Annotated in this window: 12 protein-coding genes; 4 read left to right on the forward strand and 8 right to left on the reverse strand. The window is 70.1% G+C overall.

What is annotated here, in order from left to right:
- Positions 1-415 precede the first annotated feature (415 nt).
- Together proA and HG543_RS38705 are read left to right on the forward strand one after the other, a co-directional pair.
- The gene (gene proA, locus HG543_RS38700) at positions 416-6,262 is read left to right on the forward strand and encodes an anti-phage protein ProA (protein ID WP_169349944.1); all 5,847 of its coding nucleotides are present in this window, start codon (positions 416-418) and stop codon (positions 6,260-6,262) included.
- Between the two features lie 553 nt (positions 6,263-6,815).
- Positions 6,816-8,420 carry a LamG-like jellyroll fold domain-containing protein gene (locus tag HG543_RS38705; RefSeq protein WP_246357602.1) on the forward strand — a complete coding sequence of 535 codons (1,605 nt, stop codon included), beginning with the start codon at positions 6,816-6,818 and terminating at the stop codon, positions 8,418-8,420.
- 147 nt (positions 8,421-8,567) lie between these two features.
- On the opposite strand, the gene HG543_RS38710 is transcribed toward HG543_RS38705, so the two are convergent.
- From HG543_RS38710 to HG543_RS38715, 3 genes are all read right to left on the reverse strand, one after another.
- Complete coding sequence (locus HG543_RS38710; protein ID WP_211194439.1) at positions 8,568-8,882, reverse strand: sterol desaturase family protein; 315 nt, start codon at positions 8,880-8,882, stop codon at positions 8,568-8,570.
- A gap of 360 nt (positions 8,883-9,242) precedes the next feature.
- Positions 9,243-9,374 (reverse strand): hypothetical protein, encoded by a 132-nt coding sequence (locus HG543_RS56570; protein ID WP_281404513.1) that lies wholly within the window; start codon positions 9,372-9,374, stop codon positions 9,243-9,245.
- Between the two features lie 317 nt (positions 9,375-9,691).
- Positions 9,692-10,312: an FMN-dependent NADH-azoreductase gene (locus HG543_RS38715; RefSeq protein ID WP_169349947.1), complete on the reverse strand. Its 621-nt coding sequence runs from the start codon at positions 10,310-10,312 to the stop codon at positions 9,692-9,694.
- 117 nt (positions 10,313-10,429) lie between these two features.
- Between HG543_RS38715 and HG543_RS38720 the strand changes: the two genes are divergently transcribed.
- A complete protein-coding gene (locus tag HG543_RS38720; RefSeq protein ID WP_169349948.1) occupies positions 10,430-11,350 on the forward strand; it encodes a LysR substrate-binding domain-containing protein in 921 nt (306 codons plus the stop codon).
- A gap of 98 nt (positions 11,351-11,448) precedes the next feature.
- On the opposite strand, the gene HG543_RS38725 is transcribed toward HG543_RS38720, so the two are convergent.
- The 3 genes from HG543_RS38725 to HG543_RS38735 form a co-directional block, all read right to left on the reverse strand.
- Positions 11,449-12,321, reverse strand: coding sequence for a hypothetical protein (locus HG543_RS38725; RefSeq protein WP_169349949.1), 873 nt, complete (start codon positions 12,319-12,321; stop codon positions 11,449-11,451).
- A gap of 157 nt (positions 12,322-12,478) precedes the next feature.
- Positions 12,479-13,444, reverse strand: coding sequence for an FAD-dependent oxidoreductase (locus tag HG543_RS38730; RefSeq protein WP_169349950.1), 966 nt, complete (start codon positions 13,442-13,444; stop codon positions 12,479-12,481).
- Between the two features lie 101 nt (positions 13,445-13,545).
- Entirely contained in the window at positions 13,546-14,442 is an 897-nt protein-coding gene (locus HG543_RS38735) for a LysR family transcriptional regulator (protein WP_169349951.1), read from the reverse strand.
- A 135-nt stretch (positions 14,443-14,577) separates the two neighbouring features.
- On the opposite strand from HG543_RS38735, the gene HG543_RS38740 reads away from it, so the two are divergent.
- Positions 14,578-14,985: a putative signal transducing protein gene (locus tag HG543_RS38740; protein WP_169349952.1), complete on the forward strand. Its 408-nt coding sequence runs from the start codon at positions 14,578-14,580 to the stop codon at positions 14,983-14,985.
- 84 nt (positions 14,986-15,069) lie between these two features.
- On the opposite strand, the gene HG543_RS38745 is transcribed toward HG543_RS38740, so the two are convergent.
- Positions 15,070-16,200 (reverse strand): tryptophan 7-halogenase, encoded by a 1,131-nt coding sequence (locus HG543_RS38745; protein ID WP_169349953.1) that lies wholly within the window; start codon positions 16,198-16,200, stop codon positions 15,070-15,072.
- A partial coding sequence (locus tag HG543_RS38750; protein WP_211194440.1) for a LodA/GoxA family CTQ-dependent oxidase occupies positions 16,197-17,360 on the reverse strand: 1,164 nt, incomplete at its 5' end. The genes HG543_RS38745 and HG543_RS38750, both read right to left, overlap by 4 nt.

Genomic DNA, 17,360 nt, shown 5'->3' on the forward strand with positions numbered 1-17,360 from the left:
GCCATTTCGGACCTCATGCGCTTGGCAAGAAGGGAATTCCGCGCCCTCCAGCATCGTCCCGATGTCCTCCGCTCCTTCTTCGAGCATGCTGGACTCCATGTTTAGCGGACTCGCCGAGGCGGTTTAGTGAGGTGTGCCCGGGGCAGGGGATGACGCCAGGGAAGAGGGGCCCCTGCTCGCGGGCGTTGGGGGTGGGGCCCTGGCGTTTCTCGATTCTCCGAATAAAGTGTTATACCAGCTTTACCCGGACTGCGAGTGAGAAGCGTCATCCCAGGCCCGGCCGCGGGAGCGTGTGTTGGGTACTTCAATACCTCCGGCGGGGTAGGGCGGGACCTCCGCGCCGCTCCCAGACTGGGGGCCCGTGCCCGTGTGGCATGCTGCGCGCGCTTTTCCCTCCGTGTCGCCCCGAGGTTCCATGACCGCCCCCGCGCCCGCTGTTCCGACGCCTGAGCTCCAGGTGGAGCTGGTCACCGCGCCCACGTTGAGCTTCGCCATGGAGCAGAGCGGCGTTCCTCTCGTCCGCAATGCGCTCATCCGCAACACGGGGACGCAGGCCCTCGGCGCGACCGTGCTCCACCTGCAGCTGCTTCCCGAGCTGGGAGACGCGGTGCTCGTTCCCGTTCCCTCCCTGCCCGCCGGTGAGGAGCTGAACCTCGGGGTGCTCGACCTGCGGCTGCCTCCGGGGCGCCTGCGCTCTGTCATCGAGACCGAGCGCGCCAGCCTCCAGTGGTCTCTCCGTCAGGAGGAGGCCGTTCTCGAGCAGGGCACCGCCGACGTGGAGGTGCTGCCCTACAACCACTGGCCGGGCATGCGCGAGCCGCTGGGGCTGCTCGCGACGTTCGTCACGCCCAACCACCCCGTCATCCCCGAGCTGCTCAAGGACGTGCGGGGCCTGCTCCAGCAGGCCGCGGGTGACGACGCGCTCAGCGGCTACCAGAAGCGCAACCCGGCCCTGGTGAAGGCCATGGTCGCCGCCCTCTACGAGTCGGTGCAGGGGCTGGGACTCGGCTACGCGGAGGTGCCTCCCAGCTTCGAGCGGTCCGGGCAGAAGGTCCGGCTCCCCGACCAGCTCCTGCGCGAGCGCATGGGGTGCTGCCTGGACCTCACGCTCCTCTTCGCCTCCGCCGTGGAGGCGATGGGACTCCATCCGCTGCTGGTCCTCGTCGAAGGGCACGCCCTGCCGGCCGTGTGGCTCATCGACGAGCGCTTCCCGGAGGCCATCGTCGAGGACGCCGCGCGCCTGCGGAACCTCATCGACCTGGGGCACATCCTCGCGTTCGACGCCACCACCGCGGTGCACGGCAGCCGCCCCGCCTTCGACCGGGCCATCACCGTGTCGCGGGAGCACCTCTCGGACGATGCCCGCTTCGTCGCGGCGCTCGACGTGAGCGCGCTCCGGTTCGACCGCTACCGTCCACTTCCGCTCCGGAGCGTGGAGGCACCGGCCCAGGACGTCCCCGCCACCGAGCCTTCGGCGGTCCGCATCCTCGCCATCCTGGAGAGCGCCGCCGCGGCGCCACCTCCTCCCGAGCCGAAGCCTCCCTCCACCCAGGTGGTGTCGCGCTTCGCGAAGTGGAAGGAGAAGCTCCTCGACCTCACGCTGCGCAACAAGCTCCTCAACTTCCGGCTGGACGTCAAAGGCGCGCTGCCGCTCCACGTGCCGAACCTCGCCGACTTCGAGGATGTCTTCTCGGCGGGAGAGGCCTACGAGCTCCTCCCGGCGCCCGAGGAGGATGCCCGGGACGCGCGCGCCGCGAAGCTGCTGAAGGCGCGTGGCTCGGAGGCCGAGCTCGCGGAGCTCCGGCGCGCGGACTTCGCGAAGAGCCTGCTCCACTCGCCCCTGCGCGAGGCCGAGCTGCTGTCCCGGGCCAAGCACCTGGAGCGCACGGCGCGCACGGACATGGAGGAGGGTGGGGCCAACACGCTGTACCTCGCGCTCGGGTTGCTGCGCTGGCAGGAGGAGGGAGACCCCACGCCCCGCCTCGCGCCGCTGGTCCTCTATCCCGTCACCTTCCGCATCGACCGCGACCGCAAGCGCGTGCGCATGCTGCGCCTCCCCGACGAGCCGCTCGGCAACGTGACGCTGGCCGAGCGCCTGAAGCGCGACTTCGGCCTCGATGCGCGCGCGCTCACCTCGCTGGAGACGGATGAGAACGGGCTGGATGTGACGGGCATCCTGCGCGCCGTGCGCCAGGCCATCCAGAGCCGGCCGGGCTGGGAGGTGCTGGACGAGGCGCACGTCGGCCTCTTCGCCTTCACCAAGTTCCTCATGTGGAAGGACCTGGAGGACAACGAGGACGTCCTCCTGTCCAACCCGCTCGTGCGCCACATCGCCGCCTCGGGGCACTCGGCGCCGCCGGAGAATGGGAAGGAGTTCGTTCCCGAGCGCCTCGACTCGGACGTCCCCGCGGGCGAGCTGCCGTGTGTCATCAACGCGGACTCCACGCAGATGGCGGCCATGGCCTCGGCGCTCTCCGGCCGCTCCTTCGTCCTGCAGGGGCCGCCCGGAACGGGCAAGTCGCAGACCATCACCAACCTCATCGCCGCCGCCCTGGCCCGGGGCAAGACGGTCCTCTTCGTCTCGGAGAAGATGGCGGCGCTCGACGTGGTGCACCGGCGCCTCAAGGAGGTGGGGCTGGAGGACTTCTGCCTGGAGCTCCACAGCCACAAGAGCAACAAGAAGGAGGTCCTCGCCTCGCTGCAGGGGGCGTTCGAGCGCACGGAGCACACCGCCGCGCCCGCCTGGGACATGCGCTCGAAGGAGCTGTCCACCGTCCGCGAGGGCCTCAACGGCTATGTCCAGGCACTCCACGAGGTCCGGCCGCTCGGGCACAGTGCCTACAGCACGACCGGCCGGCTGCTCGCGTTGAGCGACGCGCCCGAGGTCCGGCTGACGCTGGCCTCCCCGCTGGCGCTCACCGAGGCGCAGTTGCGTGAAGCGACTCACGAGGTGGAGGAGGCGGCGAAGCGGCTCCTGCCCGTGCAACCCGCGGGTGCGCATCCCTGGAAGGCGGTCCGGGGCGTGAGCTGGTCCAACGCGGTCGAGGACCAGGTGCACCTCGCGCTCACGGAGGCCCAGGCGGCGCTCGACGGGGTGGAGAAGGCGGCGGCGCCGCTGGCCTCGTCGCTGGGGCTCGACGTCCCCGCGCCCACGCAGTCGCTGCACACGCTGGTCCGGCTGGCGGAGACGCTGGCCAGTGGACCGGTCCCCGCGTCGGTGCTCCGTGACGAGGAGTGGCCGGAGCTGTCGCGAAAGACACAGGCGCATGCCCTCGCGCTGCGCGAGCAGGCCACGCGGGAGACCCAGCTCTCCTCGCGCTGGAAGCCGGAGCTGTTCACCCAGGACCTCTCCGCGCTCCATGCGCGGTTCCAGAAGTGGGCGGGCGCCTTCTTCCTGCTGGCCTTCTTCTTCCTGTGGGGCGCGCGCAAGCTGCTCGCCGGGCTGGCCACGCGAGCGCTGCCCGCCAACGGTGACATCAAGGAAGACCTCTCCACGGCCCTGAAGGTCGTCGAGCAGCGGCCGCGCCTCACCGCGCAGGGGCAGGAGCTGGCGGGCCAGCTCCAGGGGCTCCCGGTGGAGGAGACCGCGCGGCCCGAGGAGCTGGATGCGCTCGTGGCGCGTGCCAGGACGGCGCGGGAGCTGCGCGACGCGCTGGGAGTGGCCCGCGTCCAGCTCCCCGTGAACAGCGCCTCGCGGCAGACCCTGGCGACCCAGGCCCAGGCACTGGCGGCGGCATTGGACCGGCTGACGCGCGCGGAGGAGGCCCTCTCCACCGTGCTCAAGGTGCGGCCGTGGGAGTCCACGGCGTCCGCGCGGCACCGCGCGTCCTTGAAGGAGTGCCTCGACTCCTGGCGCAATCACCTCAAGGCCTTCAAGCCCTGGTGCCTCTACGCGGCCCAGGCCGAGCGCCTGCGTGCCCTGGGGTTCGGCGCCTTCGTGGACGCGGCGGAGGAACAGGGCCTTCCCTCTGACAAGCTGGTGGGGGCCTTCGAGCGGTCCGTCCTGAGCGCGTGGCTGCGGGCGCTCCAGGACGCGGAGCCCGCGCTGCGGGACTTCGACGGCAGTGCCCACGGCGCGCGTGTCGAGCGCTTCCGTCAGCTCGATGGCGAGCACATCCAGCTGGCGCGCTCCAAGGTCCTCGCCACGCTGGAGGCGCAGCTTCCCAAGGGGCTCGCGGGCGCGGCGGAGAGCTCCGAGCCCGGCATCCTCGGGCGCGAGCTGCGGAAGAAGAGCCGGCAGATGGCCCTTCGCAAGCTGCTGGCCTCCATTCCGAACCTCTCCCGGAAGCTCAAGCCGTGCTTCCTGATGAGCCCTCTGTCCGTCGCGCAGTACCTGCCCGCGGACGGGCGGCGCTTCGACCTGCTCGTGTTCGACGAGGCGTCGCAGATTGGAACCCACGACGCCATCGGCGCCATCGCGCGGGCCGAGCAGGTCATCGTCGTCGGTGACTCGAAGCAGCTGCCGCCGACGGCCTTCTTCACGCGCGGGGATGACACGGAGGCCACGCCCGACGAGAACGACGTGCTCGAGCTGGAGAGCATCCTCGACGAGGCCCTGGCGAAGCAGTTCCCGCAGCAGATGCTCGGCTGGCACTACCGCAGCCGGCACGACAGCCTCATCGACTTCAGCAACCGGCAGTACTACGAGGGGCGGCTGCACGTCTTCCCCGCGGCCCGGGCGCGGGTGGAGGACCTGGGCATCAAGTGGCACCCCGTGCCGGACGGCGTCTACCAGTCGAAGACCACGGGGAAGACGGCGGCCATCAATCCACGGGAGGCGGAGGTGCTCGTCGGCAACCTCGTGGCGGCCCTGCGCCGCTACGCGCCGCACGAGCGCACGTTTGGCGTGGTGACCTTCAGCTCCGTGCAGCAGCAGCTCATCACCGAGCTGCTGGATGTGGAGCGGGGCCGCTTCCCGGAAATCGAGCCGCACTTCACCTCGCGCGAGCCCGTCTTCATCAAGAACCTGGAGAACGTGCAGGGTGACGAGCGGGACGAGATCTTCTTCAGCATCTGCTACGCGAAGGACGCGGCGGGGAAGCTGCGGATGAACTTCGGCCCGCTGAACCGGGCGGGCGGCGAGCGGCGCCTCAACGTGGCCATCACCCGTGCCCGGTGCTGCCTGCGGGTCTTCTCCACGCTGACGCACGACCAGATTGATTTGTCGCGGACCTCCGCCGTGGGAGCGCGTCACCTGCGCGAGTTCCTGCGCCGGGCGGCGGCCGAGGGAAGCGCGGCGGCGGTGGCAGAGCGGGAGCCTTCGGGACGGCTGGAGTCCGAGGTCTCCAAGACGCTGCGAGAGCTGGGCTACACCGTGCACGCGGACATCGGCTGCGGTGGCTACCGGGTGGACCTGGCGGTCGTGCATCCGGAGCGCCCGGGCGAGTTCGTACTGGGCGTGGAGTGTGACGGTCCCCACTACCGGTCCGCGGCGAGCGCGCGCGACCGGGACCGGCTGCGCGCGGAGGTCCTCAAGGGGCTCGGCTGGCGGTTGCACCGCGTGTGGATGCCGTCGTGGGTCGAGGACCGCGAGGGGCAGGTGAAGGCCCTCGCGGAGGCTGTGAAACAGGCGGTGGAGGACTCCAAGCGGCCGCTTCCCGTCATGGAGGCTCCTGCCCCAGTGGCGCCTGCTCCCGAGCTTCGCGTGGCCTCTGCTCCGCGTTCCGAGGAAGGCAGCGCGAACGTGGGAGCCGCTCTCGCTGCCGCGGCGCTCCCCGTGAGCCCCTATGTCCTCGCCAAGGTGCCTCTCGTGGAGGTGGGCGCGGACTTCTTCGCGCCGACCTCGACGCTGCGCATCCGCAAGCAGATCCAGCTCGTGCTCGAGCAGGAAGCGCCCATCCATGAGGACCTGCTGGCCCGCCGCATCCTGGAAGCCTGGCGGCTGTCGAAGCTGACCGCCAAGGTGCGGAGCCGCATCGAGGAGCAGCTCAAGGAGCTCACCCAGCGCGGCGCGGTCGTGGCGACGGGCGAAATCCTCTGGGAGGGGGTGCGCGGTCCGTCCCAGTACACGGGAGTGCGCGGCGCGCACCCGGAGCGGGACGCGGCGTGGATTCCTCCCGAGGAGGTGGCCAACGCGGCGGCGCTGGTGTTGTCGCAGGCCCTGTCACTTGGAAGAGAAGACCTCTTCCGGGAGACGGGCCGCATCTTCGGCATCCAGCGCCTCTCGCGGACGGTGCTCCCGATTCTGGAGGCAGGCGTGCAGAGCCTGGAGCAGAAGGGCAAGTGCACCGTCGCTGGGGAGCGCGTCGTCTGGAACTCCTGAGCCTCATTCACGCCTCGGCTGACTCCGTCACGACAGAGGGACCGCCTGATACGCGGACGGGGCGCTGCGGACCGTAAGTCCTTAGCTCTGGCGCTTGCGAAGGGCGGCCCCACTCCCGACCTCGTGGAGCTGCTCTTCGCCTTGGCTGCGCTCCGGTGGACAGCCACCTTCGGCGCGTGGTGCGGCGTGCCTGCAAGTCCCTGGGCATGGAATTGGTCCGTTTCGGGGAATTGCGGCACAGCTTCCTCACATGGTGGGGCGCTGCGCGCCGGGCGCCACTCTGGGTGCGCTGCCCTTCCCCATCACGGCCCGTCGATTCGCTGAGACGAGTAGGTGCATGTCACGGACTTTGGGTCTATCGGCCTCAAGTGCTTGTCTGCTGGTATCCGTAGTACATTTGCCATCCGATTGTTGATCACTGAGCAGTGGGGTGCAAAGGACCGGTGCCGTTCATTCCATGGGGGGACGGTCCATTCCGGGCTCCATCCTGCCCCTTGGAGGGAGACACCCGATGCGAAGCCGTCCTGGTGTTCTGTGGTCGTGGGGACTGGGCATGACGCTGGCCTTGTCGCTGGGGGCGTGTGGTGTGGAGTCCCTGGAGGAGAAGGTCCGTCCTCCGGTGGATGAGGTGTCGCAAGAGGGCAATGGGGCGTTGACGCGTGAGCGTCCGGAAGCCTCATTGACGTGGGACCCGTATGCGGACGCGGTGGCCACGGACACCACGGCGACGGTGCTCAACGCGAGCGCGGCGCTAGGCGCTCCAGACGGGCAGGCCGCGACGCTGCTGGGCCTGCTCAACACGGCGCTGGTGCTGGACCTGGGCCAGGGCGAGGAAGGCACCGGCGACCTGCGCGTCTACTACCAGGGCCTGTCGCTGGCGCTGGTGGCCCAGGTGGACTTCCTGAAGGCGGATGGGACCTTCATCGGCTCCAGCTCGTTGCACCTGGTGGAGCTGGGCCTGGGAACGCATGTCGCGGTGGCGACGTACCCGGGGAACGTGCCCTATCGCTATGTCCGCTTGCGAGGCTCGGTGCTCGCGCTCTACCTGGTGGACGCGGTGGAGACGTCGCTGCGGCCCATCTGTGGTGATGGAGTGCTGGGCGGATTCGAAGTCTGTGACGACGGCAATCAACTCTCTGGAGACGGCTGCAACAGCGTCTGCGATGTGGAGCCGGGCTACACCTGCACGGGACAGCCGAGCGTCTGCACCGACATCGACGAGTGCGCCAACGGGACGGCGAACTGCCAGCCGGGTGAAATCTGCGTCAACACGCCCGGGAGCTACACCTGCGAGCCCGACCTCTGCGCGGGGGTGGTCTGCGTGCCTCTCGACGCGTGCCATGTCGCAGGCACCTGTAATCCGTCGACCGGGCAGTGCTCCAATCCGGCGGCCCCCAATGGAACGGCGTGCAGCGACGGCAACGCCTGTACCCAGCCGGACACCTGCCAGGAGGGGGTATGCACCGGTGGCCCGCTCGTCGGCGACACGACCGGCAACCTGACCCACCGGTGGACCTTCGACGAGCCCAGCGGCAGCACGGCCCTGGACTCGGCGGGCACATCGAACGGAACGCTGGGCAGTTCGGCGTCGCGGACGGTCAGCTTCGACGGCTCCGGCGCCATCACGCTCACACCCACCCAGCAGTGCGACCTCAACGCCCACGTCGACTTCGGCCTCGCGCCCGGGCAATTCGGGACGAACGCCTTCACCGTGAGCTATTGGCTGAAGACGACCTTCAACGGCCCCAGCAGCGGAGATCTCATCGGGAACCGGGTGCAGGGGAGCGCAGGCAACTTCCTCTCGGCAAGGCTCAACGGCGGCACCTCGGTAGCGTCGCTCGAGATGTACGAGAACGCGGCAGGCACCAACGGTGCAGGCGTCAACGTCTCTCCATCGCCGCTCAACGACGGCAGCTGGCACCACGTCGCCTATACCCGCAACGGGACCTCGCTCAAGGTGTACATCGACGGCGTGCTGGTCGGCTCCGCGACCAGCGCCGCGCCGACGAACCTCACGGGTGCCAATTCGTTCCGCATCGGCCGCAGGCTGCCGACCTGCCTGAGCACCTTCTCCAGCATTCCGGCTTCGTTCGATGATGTCCGGACCTACAGCCGCGAGCTCACCGCCTGCGACGTCGCCTTGCTGAACACGCACTAGCCAGCAGGGCCGTGCCCCGGCGACGGTCGAGCCGGGGCACGGTCGTGGATTGCCGCCAGCCGCGTTACGACCGCTTCCGCCGCCTGCGCAGGCGCGATGAGCGACGAGCCGACACTCACGGGGCGTTCCTCCTGCTCGCTTGTGACCTCATGGGCCTGGCCCGGTTCGGTGGGCCAAGCTCAGGTGGAGGGGGTGCTTCATCAACCCGTTGAAGCCGTAGAAGCGCTTCACCGAGTGATGCACGGCATGGAGTCGCCAGAGCGCGGGGATGCGGTGGCTCAGGTAGTGCGTCAGGGTGACGCCGAAGTCGAACACCAGCACCGCGAGGAGCACCTGGAGGACGAATGGCCCGTCATGTGGCCACACGTTGCGCATCGTCACCAGGCCCGAGAGCCACGGCAGCGCGGAGAGGGACAGGACATTGGAGCCTTCGTTGACGACGAAGTGCGCCAGGTCGCGCACGGCGTCCCCGTGGGGACGATTCCAGTCTGGCTCATAGGGGATGGCATCGGCGCAGCGGATCCACACGCAGCGCACAGCAGAGCAACGAGCAGGACAGGAAACCGCACCAGAGAAAACATTCCGTTGTTGTTTTGCATGGCTCCCACCTTGGTGAGTGGGACCAACGCGTCAGCCATTCCGGGGCGTCAGCCATCGCGGCGACGTAGCGTCACTGCGCGAGGCGGCGCGTGAGCCCAGGCGCGCGGGTGCGCAGCCGCATTGAGGAGCAGCTCAAGGAACTCGCCCAGCGCGGCGCGGTCGTGGCGACGGGGGAAATCCTTTGGGAGGGCGCGCGCGGACCGTCCCAGTACACGGGCTCCGTCAGGGCTGGGGGACCGCCTGATACGCGGGCGGGTCGCTGCACGGGAAGGACTCCATCGAGGCCTCCATCACGATGTCCCGCCGGCCTCCATCCATCAGCGTCTCGCCGGGCGCGATGTCCCAGCCGCCCACCCGCCCGCTGGCCTCCACGCTCGGCAGGTCGACCGCCGCGACTGGCTCCGCCCGCCGACGGCGTCCCGCAACTGCTGGCCGCCGGCTGCGTGTCCCCCAGCCGTAGCCCAGGAACCCGCCCGCCAGGGCTCCGAGACCGAAGACGGCGCTCCAGGAAAGCCGATGCCATGCTGCACCTGAGCCTCTTCGCATTCGCGTCATGAAGCGAAAGCTAGGCCCAGCCCCCCGCGATGCCTCGGCCAGGCGGACGGGCGTTCCATCCCCTGTCTCGTGGGCACCGGCATCCGCTCGCGAGCGGAGACGCGGTGCCCGTGAGCCTACAGCGCCGCGATGGCCATGCGGCCCGCGGCGAGGCCCGCCTGCTGTGCCTCGGGGCCCATGTCCAGCCCCTCCGCGAACACGAACTCCACGTCGGTCATCCCGAGGAAGCCGAGCATCGTCTGGAGATAGGGCGTCTGCGAGTCCAGGGGCGTGCCGCGGTACATGCCGCCACGCGCGAAGACGACGTAGACCTTCTTCCCCTGGAGGAGTCCCTCCGGCCCCTTCGCCGTGTAGCGGAAGGTGACACCCGCGCGCGCGATGGCGTCGAAGTACGCCTTGAGCTGGGCGGGGACGGAGAAGTTGTACATGGGCACGCCGAACACCACGAGGTCGGCGGCCTGAATCTCCGCGATGAGCGCGTCGTGGCCGGCGACGATGGCCCGTTGCTCTGGCGTGCGTTGCTCGGGTCGGGTGGAGAGCGCTTCGAGCGCCTCCATGTCGAGCACCCGGACGGGCTGAATGCCCAGGTCGCGCTGGATGAGGCGCGCTCCCGGGTGGCGCCGCTGCAGCCGGTCCGTCAGCTCCCTCGCCAGCAGCGAGGACTTCGAGGCGGCCCCGCGCGCGGAGGAGGTAATCAGGAGAATCGTCTTCGGAGTCTCATTGAGGTCGAGGCGCATGGTCTTGCACTCCCTTCGAGTCATTCAATCAACCTGGGAGCAACGTAACGTTCCACTCATGGGCCAGACAGGGGAGCAATCCTGGAACCTGGGTTCCATGGATGGGACAATCGCCCCGTGTTCGACCAGGTCAACGACATGCTCGTCTTCGCGGCGGTGGCGCGAGCAGGCAGCCTGACTCGGGCGGGCAAGGCGCTTGGGCTCCCCAAGTCCACCGTGAGCCGGCGCATGGCGGCGCTGGAGGCGCGGCTGGGAAGCAAGCTGCTCCTCAAGTCCACCCGCAGGCTGGTGCTCACCGAGGCGGGCGAGGCCTTCCTGGAGCGCTGCCAGCGGCTCGCGGACGAGGTGGATGACGCGCTGGCGTTCGCGAGCGACCTGGCGGACCAACCTCAGGGCACGCTGCGGGTGACGATGCCGCCAGGCATGGGGGAGCCTAGGCTGATTGGCGCCATCACGGACTTCATGGCGCGCTACCCGCGCATCTCCCTGCTGCTGGACGAGAGCCAGCGCTACGTGGACCTCGCCACCGAGCGCTTCGACCTGGCGCTGCGCGCGGGCACGCTGCCCGACAGCGCCTCGCTCGTGGCGCGCCGGCTGATGACCACCACGTCCAGCCTCTTCGCGAGCCCCGCGTACCTCGCGCGGCATCCCAAGCCCCGGACCCCCGCCGAGCTGGCGGGGCATGGCTTCATCGTGCTCGAGGGCCGCACGCGCTTCGACCGCATCCGCCTGCGGAGCGGGCCACGCCGCATGGAGGTGGAGCTGGAGAGCCGGCTCACCGCGACCACGTCCCTCATGCAGCTCGCGCTGGGGCTCGCCGGGGCGGGGCTCATCGTCTTCCCGAACCCCTATTGCCAGGAGGAGGTGCGCTCGGGGCGCCTCGTGCGGCTCCTTCCCGAGTGGAGCACGGAGCCGGCCCCCCTCTGGATTGTCACACCCTCGCGCCGGCTGCTGCCGCGCAAGACGGTGCTCTTCATCGAGCACCTCCTCGCGGCGATGGGCGACGCGGAGACTCCCGGGGACGCCCGCGAGCGGTGACGCGCCAGGACGCCAGCTCAACGCGCCCGTGGGGCACCGGGCAACAATCCGCCACTCAGTGCCCCACGGAAGCCGGGTTCACGCGTCGCCGCGCGTGCTCAGTCGTCCTCGCCCTCCGAATCGGAATCGCACGGCAGCTCGGCGTTCCCGTCATAGTGGTCGAACGTGCCCACGTAGTGCGCACCCTCGCGCGGCCAGGTCGTTGCGTCGGGGCCCGCGCCTGCGTAGGTGAACGCGTCGAAGCTTCCGCAGGTGTTCCAGACGAGCAGGAACGGCACCTCGAGCGACTGGTTCGGAGCCAGGTCCACCGTCTCCGAGAGGGTGGTATTCGTCCCGACGTAGCCACCCGTGCCGTAGTAGGTCTGCACGACCCTGACCACGACTCGCTGCTGGTAGTCCGAGGTGTTGGTGACCACGGCCTCGCGCCAGCTCGGCTGGTCCCAGATTCTCTGGACGTCCACGACGGACGGCACGTACGCCAGATTCCTCCAGCCGCAGAGGCCCGTCGTATTGACCCGGCTGATCTGCCTCTTCACGCCGGTGGAGGACACCGTGTAGACGAAGACAGACACCGGGTCGACCTTCTGGAGCCCATCCGAAGCGAAGACGTACGCGATGTCGGCCGTCTGGCCGGGCAGGAACACCTTGGTGGCGCCCGGGATGTCGACGAGCTGCACGGTACCGTCCGGCTGCGTCTCCCGGAACCTGGGCTCGACCGAAATCTGGCCGTCGGCCGGAACCGCGGTGCTCACGGTACCGCTGATGGACAGCGTGCCGAAGTCGCCCACGGCATCCGTCTGGACACAGCTGGCTGCCGCGTCCGTGACGACCGTCGTGGCGGTAGCCGTGACGTTCGGGTTGGTGGCGATCACCGCTGCCGAGGCGGGCGCCGCCGAGAGGATGCCACCCACCAGGATGGACAGGCGAGCGAGGGCAGTCGTGAGGGCACGGCGATGGGTCAAACGAAACATCTTTCTTTTTTCTCCGCTCTTCCCCTGGCGGGGTGTTGATGTGTTCTTTCCGTGTCTGCGGGTAATCCATCGATAATGCCTCACAGGTCCAGTGACGAGCAGTAGCGCCTGCCCGAGGACTCCGCGCGGAAACGAGCGAGCATGGGGAGGAATTGACTCAGTACGAGCAGGGCCGTAGCAGCGCGGCGACCTCGTCGGCGCAGCCCCAGCTCAGCGTGACCCCGGCGCCACCGTGGCCGTAGTTGTGGATGAGCAGGGCCCCACCGGGCAGCCGAGCCGGGTCGACCTCGACACGGGCGCCACCGCGCCGGGACGGGCGGAGCCCGACGAGCTCGGTGATGACGCGGGCTTCCTTCAACCGCGGCACCAGCGCGCGGCACCGCTCGAGGATGGCCTGTCCCGTCCTCGCTTCGGAGCGCGTGCCGGACTCCCCCGGCTCGAACGTGCCTCCGAGCACCACGTCCCGGCTGCGCGGGTGCACATAGGTCAGGCCGCCGGGGTTCTCCTCATCCCGCACGGAGGTGAAGAGCCCCGGGTTGCTCACCAGCACGAGCTGTCCCCGGGCCGGGTAGACGTCCGCGTCGCTCACGAGGCCGCGAGCCGCCAGCCCCGTCGCGTTGACCGCCACCGGTGCCACTCCGACCACATCGGCCAGCCGATGGAGCCGGCGGTGCAGCACGACGCCTCCTGCGTCTTCAACCCTCTGGTGCAGCCAGTGCAGATAGGGGTCCATCTCGACCGTGGGCACCGTGAAGCGCCACTCGCCGGTGATTCCCTCGGGGACGTCGGCCGGATTCACCGACCGGAAGTCACGGACCGCCTCCGCCCACCAGGGCGCCTGCCGTGACGGGCCCCGCAGCAACATCCGCGTGGGCCGCATGACGATGCCCGGCACACCGCGAGCCGCCTGGTGGGCCAGCTCCTCGTAGGTCCTCCGGGCCCAGGCCAGTACCCGCGAGTCCCCCTCCGTGTGCGTGGGATACCAGACGGCGGCGGCCACCCAGGACACCGTCCGGGACAGCGCGTCCGCGGTCAGCACGGCGACCCGCGCGCCGCCTTCCAGCAACCGCACCGCGCAGGTGAGTCCCACGACTCCCGCGCCCACGACGACCACGTCGAACATGCCGCACCTCCGTCACCGCGTGTCCGGAACGACTGACGACATGCGGGATGGTGGCGCCGCGACGGTGAAGCCGGCCAACTCGAAATTTCTCTATGGTCTCATCACTTCTTTCGATGACGGACACCGCCGCCAGCGAACGACGTGACGCTTTCGACGAGGGTGTCGAAGAACCGGGACGTGGGGTCCACGCGCCAGCTCGCATGGATGGGCAGCGGCGCGAGCCCGGTATCACAGGGCAGCAGGCGCAGGCCCTCCGCTTCCGCGATGCGCTCCAGGGCCGCGTGCGGGAGTGTCGCCACGCCGAAGCCTCCCGAGACCAGCCGCACCATGGCCGAGATGGAAGAGAGGGTGTGCACCCGCGCCCCGTCGATGCCCTCCTCGCGCAGCATGTCGAGCAGTGCGAGGTGCGGCTGTGAGCCCCGCTGAAACGTGACCAGCTCCTCCCGGGCGAGCTGCTCCAGGGTGTACCGGCGCCGCGTGTGCAGCTCGCGATGCCCCACGAAGCCCAGGGGCATGGTGGGCAAGGCGCGCGACTTCACACCCGTGCCGGGGACGGGACGGGCGGCAAGCACCACGTCGAGCGCGCCCCGCTGGAGGAGCTCCGTCAGCAGCGGCGTGGTCTCCACCGTGAGCTCCAGCTCGATGCCGGGGTGCTCCACGCGCAGCCGCTCCAGCCAGGGGATGAGCCACGCGTGCAGCACGGATTCGATGGCGCCCACCCGCAGCGACACCGCGCGCTGGGTGCCCGAGCCCAGCCCTGTCTTGATGTCACGCCACTGCCCGAGCAACCGCTCCGCATCCGCGAGGAAGCGCGCACCCGCTGGCGTCAGCCGGAAGCGCTTGTCCCGGCGGTCGAGCAGCGGCGTTCCGAGCTCCTCCTCGAGCTTCTTGATGCGCGCCGTCATCGCGGCCTGGGTGATGAACAGCCTCCGGGCCGCGCCAGACACGCTCTCGAGCGTCGCGGCCCAGTAGAAGCCTTCGATGAAGCTCAGGTTCATGGGCGGCGCCTACTCTACGCCGCCGGGCGACTCCGCCACCGCCGGCCGAGTCACATCTTCCAGCAGTCGCCTCTACCTCCGTACCCATCCGCGGCCTCGTCTGGAAGTCGAGGGCTCGTTTCCCGGAGGCATCCCATGGGCACGGCGGCTTCGACGCTGACGCTTCTCGAGACGTGTGGAGAGCCGAGCGAGGCCGACGTGCTCCGCTCCCTGCTCGAGGCCCATGACATCTCCTGCGTCGTGCAAGGCGAACACCACCATCGGATGCTCGGTACGGTCTGGGGAGGAGCCGTCATCGAATTGAGGGTGCTCGTGGCCGGGCGGGACCTCGAGCGGGCGCGGGCACTCCTCTCATCCGAGCTGGAGATTCCACACGAGCAGGACTCCGAGGAGTCCTCCTGTGAAGACCGCGCCGAGCGCGAGACTCCCAGCCCCCAGATGCCGTGGGGCCGCCGCCGGAAGCTCGCAGCCTGGTTGGCGCTGGGCTTCGTTCATGGCTTCCCCGCCTTCCTGCTCGGCTTGCTGCATCGGCTCCTGGGATGATGGAGGACTTTGTCGAGGAGCGCGCGCAGGCTGTGCCGCGCTCCCTGCACGGGACTGCCCGCGAGGAGCTGGGGGCTCGCGCGGTCAGAGCACGCGCAGCCCGTAGTCCTCCGCGTGACGCCGCTGCCAGAAGGGCTCGCCGGGCCAGCGCTGCTCGGCGAGGTAGTGGTCATGATGCAGGCGCAGATAGTCCCCGTAGGCACGGTCCATCAGGGAGAGATAGGCCACGAGTGCGTCGTCCTGTCCGGCCAGCGTGTCGGCGATGGCATGCGCGGCGTAGAAGCCCGCGCCCAGCGCCGAGCCGATGCCATGGGACGAGAGCGGGTCATACGCCGCGGCCGCGTCGCCCACGGCGAGCCAGCGCTGCCCGCCTTCGCCCACCAGGTGCGTCAGCCGGGAGCTGTCCGCGGGCAGCAGCCGCAGCCGCTCGGCCAGTCCGTCCAGCGCCGCGCCATGCTCGGCCACGCGTGCGCGGGTGAGCTCGGTGCGCTCCAGCAGCGCGCGCCAGCCCTCGGGCCGGCAGAGGGCGCGGCCCACCAAATCGCTGTCCGTCATGTACGCCACGACGAGCCGCCCGTCCGCGAGGCTCGCCGAGTACCACCACCCCGAGGCCGTGGCCTCCACCAGGGTGAAGGTGTCGCGCGAGGCCGGCCCGCCTCCGCCCGACAGCGTGGCGGCGATGCCCACCAGCCTGTCGTAGCGCACGCGGCGCGCGCCCAGCTTTCGGGCCAGCCGCGAGGGACGTCCGGTGGCATCCACCACGAAGTCGGCCTCCAGCGGCTCCTCCCTCGACGCGAGCGACAGCCGCCACCGGCCTTCCTCCCACACGCAGTCCTGGAGGCGGCAGCCGTAGCCCCACGAGGCCCCGGCCTCCACGGCGGCCGAGGCCAGCATCGCCTCGAAGCCGCGGCGGTCCAGGTGCCAGCCCGCGCCGTAGGGGCCGAAGAGGAAGTGCCGCTCGGCGGGCTGGGCCGAGCCCCACGCCGAGCGGTTGCCGTAGGAGGGCAGATGCACGCCCTCGCCGCCCCGCAGCCGCTCCGCCAGCCCCAGCTTCTGGAGCAGAGGCGCAACGGAGGGCGGCAGACACTCACCCACCTTGGGCTCGGGGCCCGTGCGGGCCTCCAGCACCAGGGGCCGCAGGCCCCGGCGGGCGAGCGTCAGCGCCACGGCGGCGCCGGCCGGGCCTCCACCGATGATGACGACGCGCGGGCTCACTTCTGGTCGCGGCGGTAGGTGCGGCGACGGGCATGCGCCGGTGGCTGGGCGGAGTCCCGCGCCTCTTCCTGGGACTTGAGGCCCGGCGCCTCCTCGGTGTGCTCGGCGATGAGCACCTGCTTCCAGGTCCAATCCCCCTCGCTGAACTCCTGGCTACGGCCCGTCTCCACCCAGAGGCGGCCGGGCAGGTGCGCCTGCGCATGGTCCTGGGGCCCGGGCCGGGCCTCGACGATGCCCAGCTCGCTCCACTGCTTCACCATGGCGTTGATGCGCTGCTGGTACGAGGTGCCGAGGTCCCGCAGCCAGAAGAGGCGGTAGTCGAAGTGCTTGAGGCGCTGGCCCACGGGGAGGCCGTCCTGCATGAGGCGCTGGTACGCGTCCTCGCTGAGCACCTGATTGGGCACGCGCGCGGCCCAGAAGGTGGGCGAGGGCAGGTAGGTGGAGGCGTCATAGCCGGACAGACAGCTGGAGGTGTCCGTATGCCAGGGCACGGCCATCCAGCGGGTGATGGAGCCCGGGCCGCTCCGCGCCAGGGGCCCCTCGGCCGCGAGGGCCTGGGCGGGCGTGAGCACGGGGCCGAAGTCGTCCTGCACCGGCGCGTCCTCGGCCAGGACGTTGGGGCGGAAGGGGCTCTTCCAGAAGTGCGGCACGCGGACGACCCAGGTGATTTCGCAGCCGGGGTGGAAGGGACCGCCGAGGCAGTCCTCCATGGCCGCGCGATCGAGGGCGTGCGGCTGCTCGGCGAGGGGATAGTCCTCCACGCGCCCGGGCAGGGGCGCCACGCTGCCCCAGTCCGCCTCGAACTCGCCCGAGGCCCACTGCCGCAGGAAGCGGTACTGGGTGCGGGTGACGCTCAGGTCATTGTCGAAGGCATTGGTGAAGTCGCCGAAGGTGTCGCCGTAGAAGGGCGGCAGCTTCTCGGGCTCCTGCGGGGCGCCGTGCGGGCGCTCCGGGTTTCGGAACCAGCGGAAGACGGCCTCGCGCAGGGCGCGGTGCTGCTCGGAGCGGTCCGACAGGCGGGCGATGTTCTCCGGGGCGCTGAAGTCGCTGGGCGAGTTCTGACCGAAGAGGACGAAGAAACCCTGGTTGACCCACTGGTGGGCGCTGAGCCGCTCCAGGACGGGGAAGATGTCGCGGGTGAAGGAGGGCAGGGTGGGCAG

The organism is Pyxidicoccus fallax (assembly GCF_012933655.1).
Classification (GTDB): Bacteria; Myxococcota; Myxococcia; order Myxococcales; family Myxococcaceae; genus Myxococcus; species Myxococcus fallax.

Bases quoted from the DNA above. Each gene is read 5' to 3' on its own strand.
- HG543_RS38715 (WP_169349947.1), bottom strand. From the start codon at position 10,312: ATGCGCCTCGACCTCAATGAGACTCCGAAGACGATTCTCCTGATTACC.
- HG543_RS38735 (WP_169349951.1), bottom strand. From the start codon at position 14,442: ATGAACCTGAGCTTCATCGAAGGCTTCTACTGGGCCGCGACGCTCGAG.
- HG543_RS38730 (WP_169349950.1), bottom strand. From the start codon at position 13,444: ATGTTCGACGTGGTCGTCGTGGGCGCGGGAGTCGTGGGACTCACCTGC.
- HG543_RS38725 (WP_169349949.1), bottom strand. From the start codon at position 12,321: ATGTTTCGTTTGACCCATCGCCGTGCCCTCACGACTGCCCTCGCTCGC.
- proA (WP_169349944.1), top strand. From the start codon at position 416: ATGACCGCCCCCGCGCCCGCTGTTCCGACGCCTGAGCTCCAGGTGGAG.
- HG543_RS38740 (WP_169349952.1), top strand. From the start codon at position 14,578: ATGGGCACGGCGGCTTCGACGCTGACGCTTCTCGAGACGTGTGGAGAG.
- HG543_RS38705 (WP_246357602.1), top strand. From the start codon at position 6,816: ATGACGCTGGCCTTGTCGCTGGGGGCGTGTGGTGTGGAGTCCCTGGAG.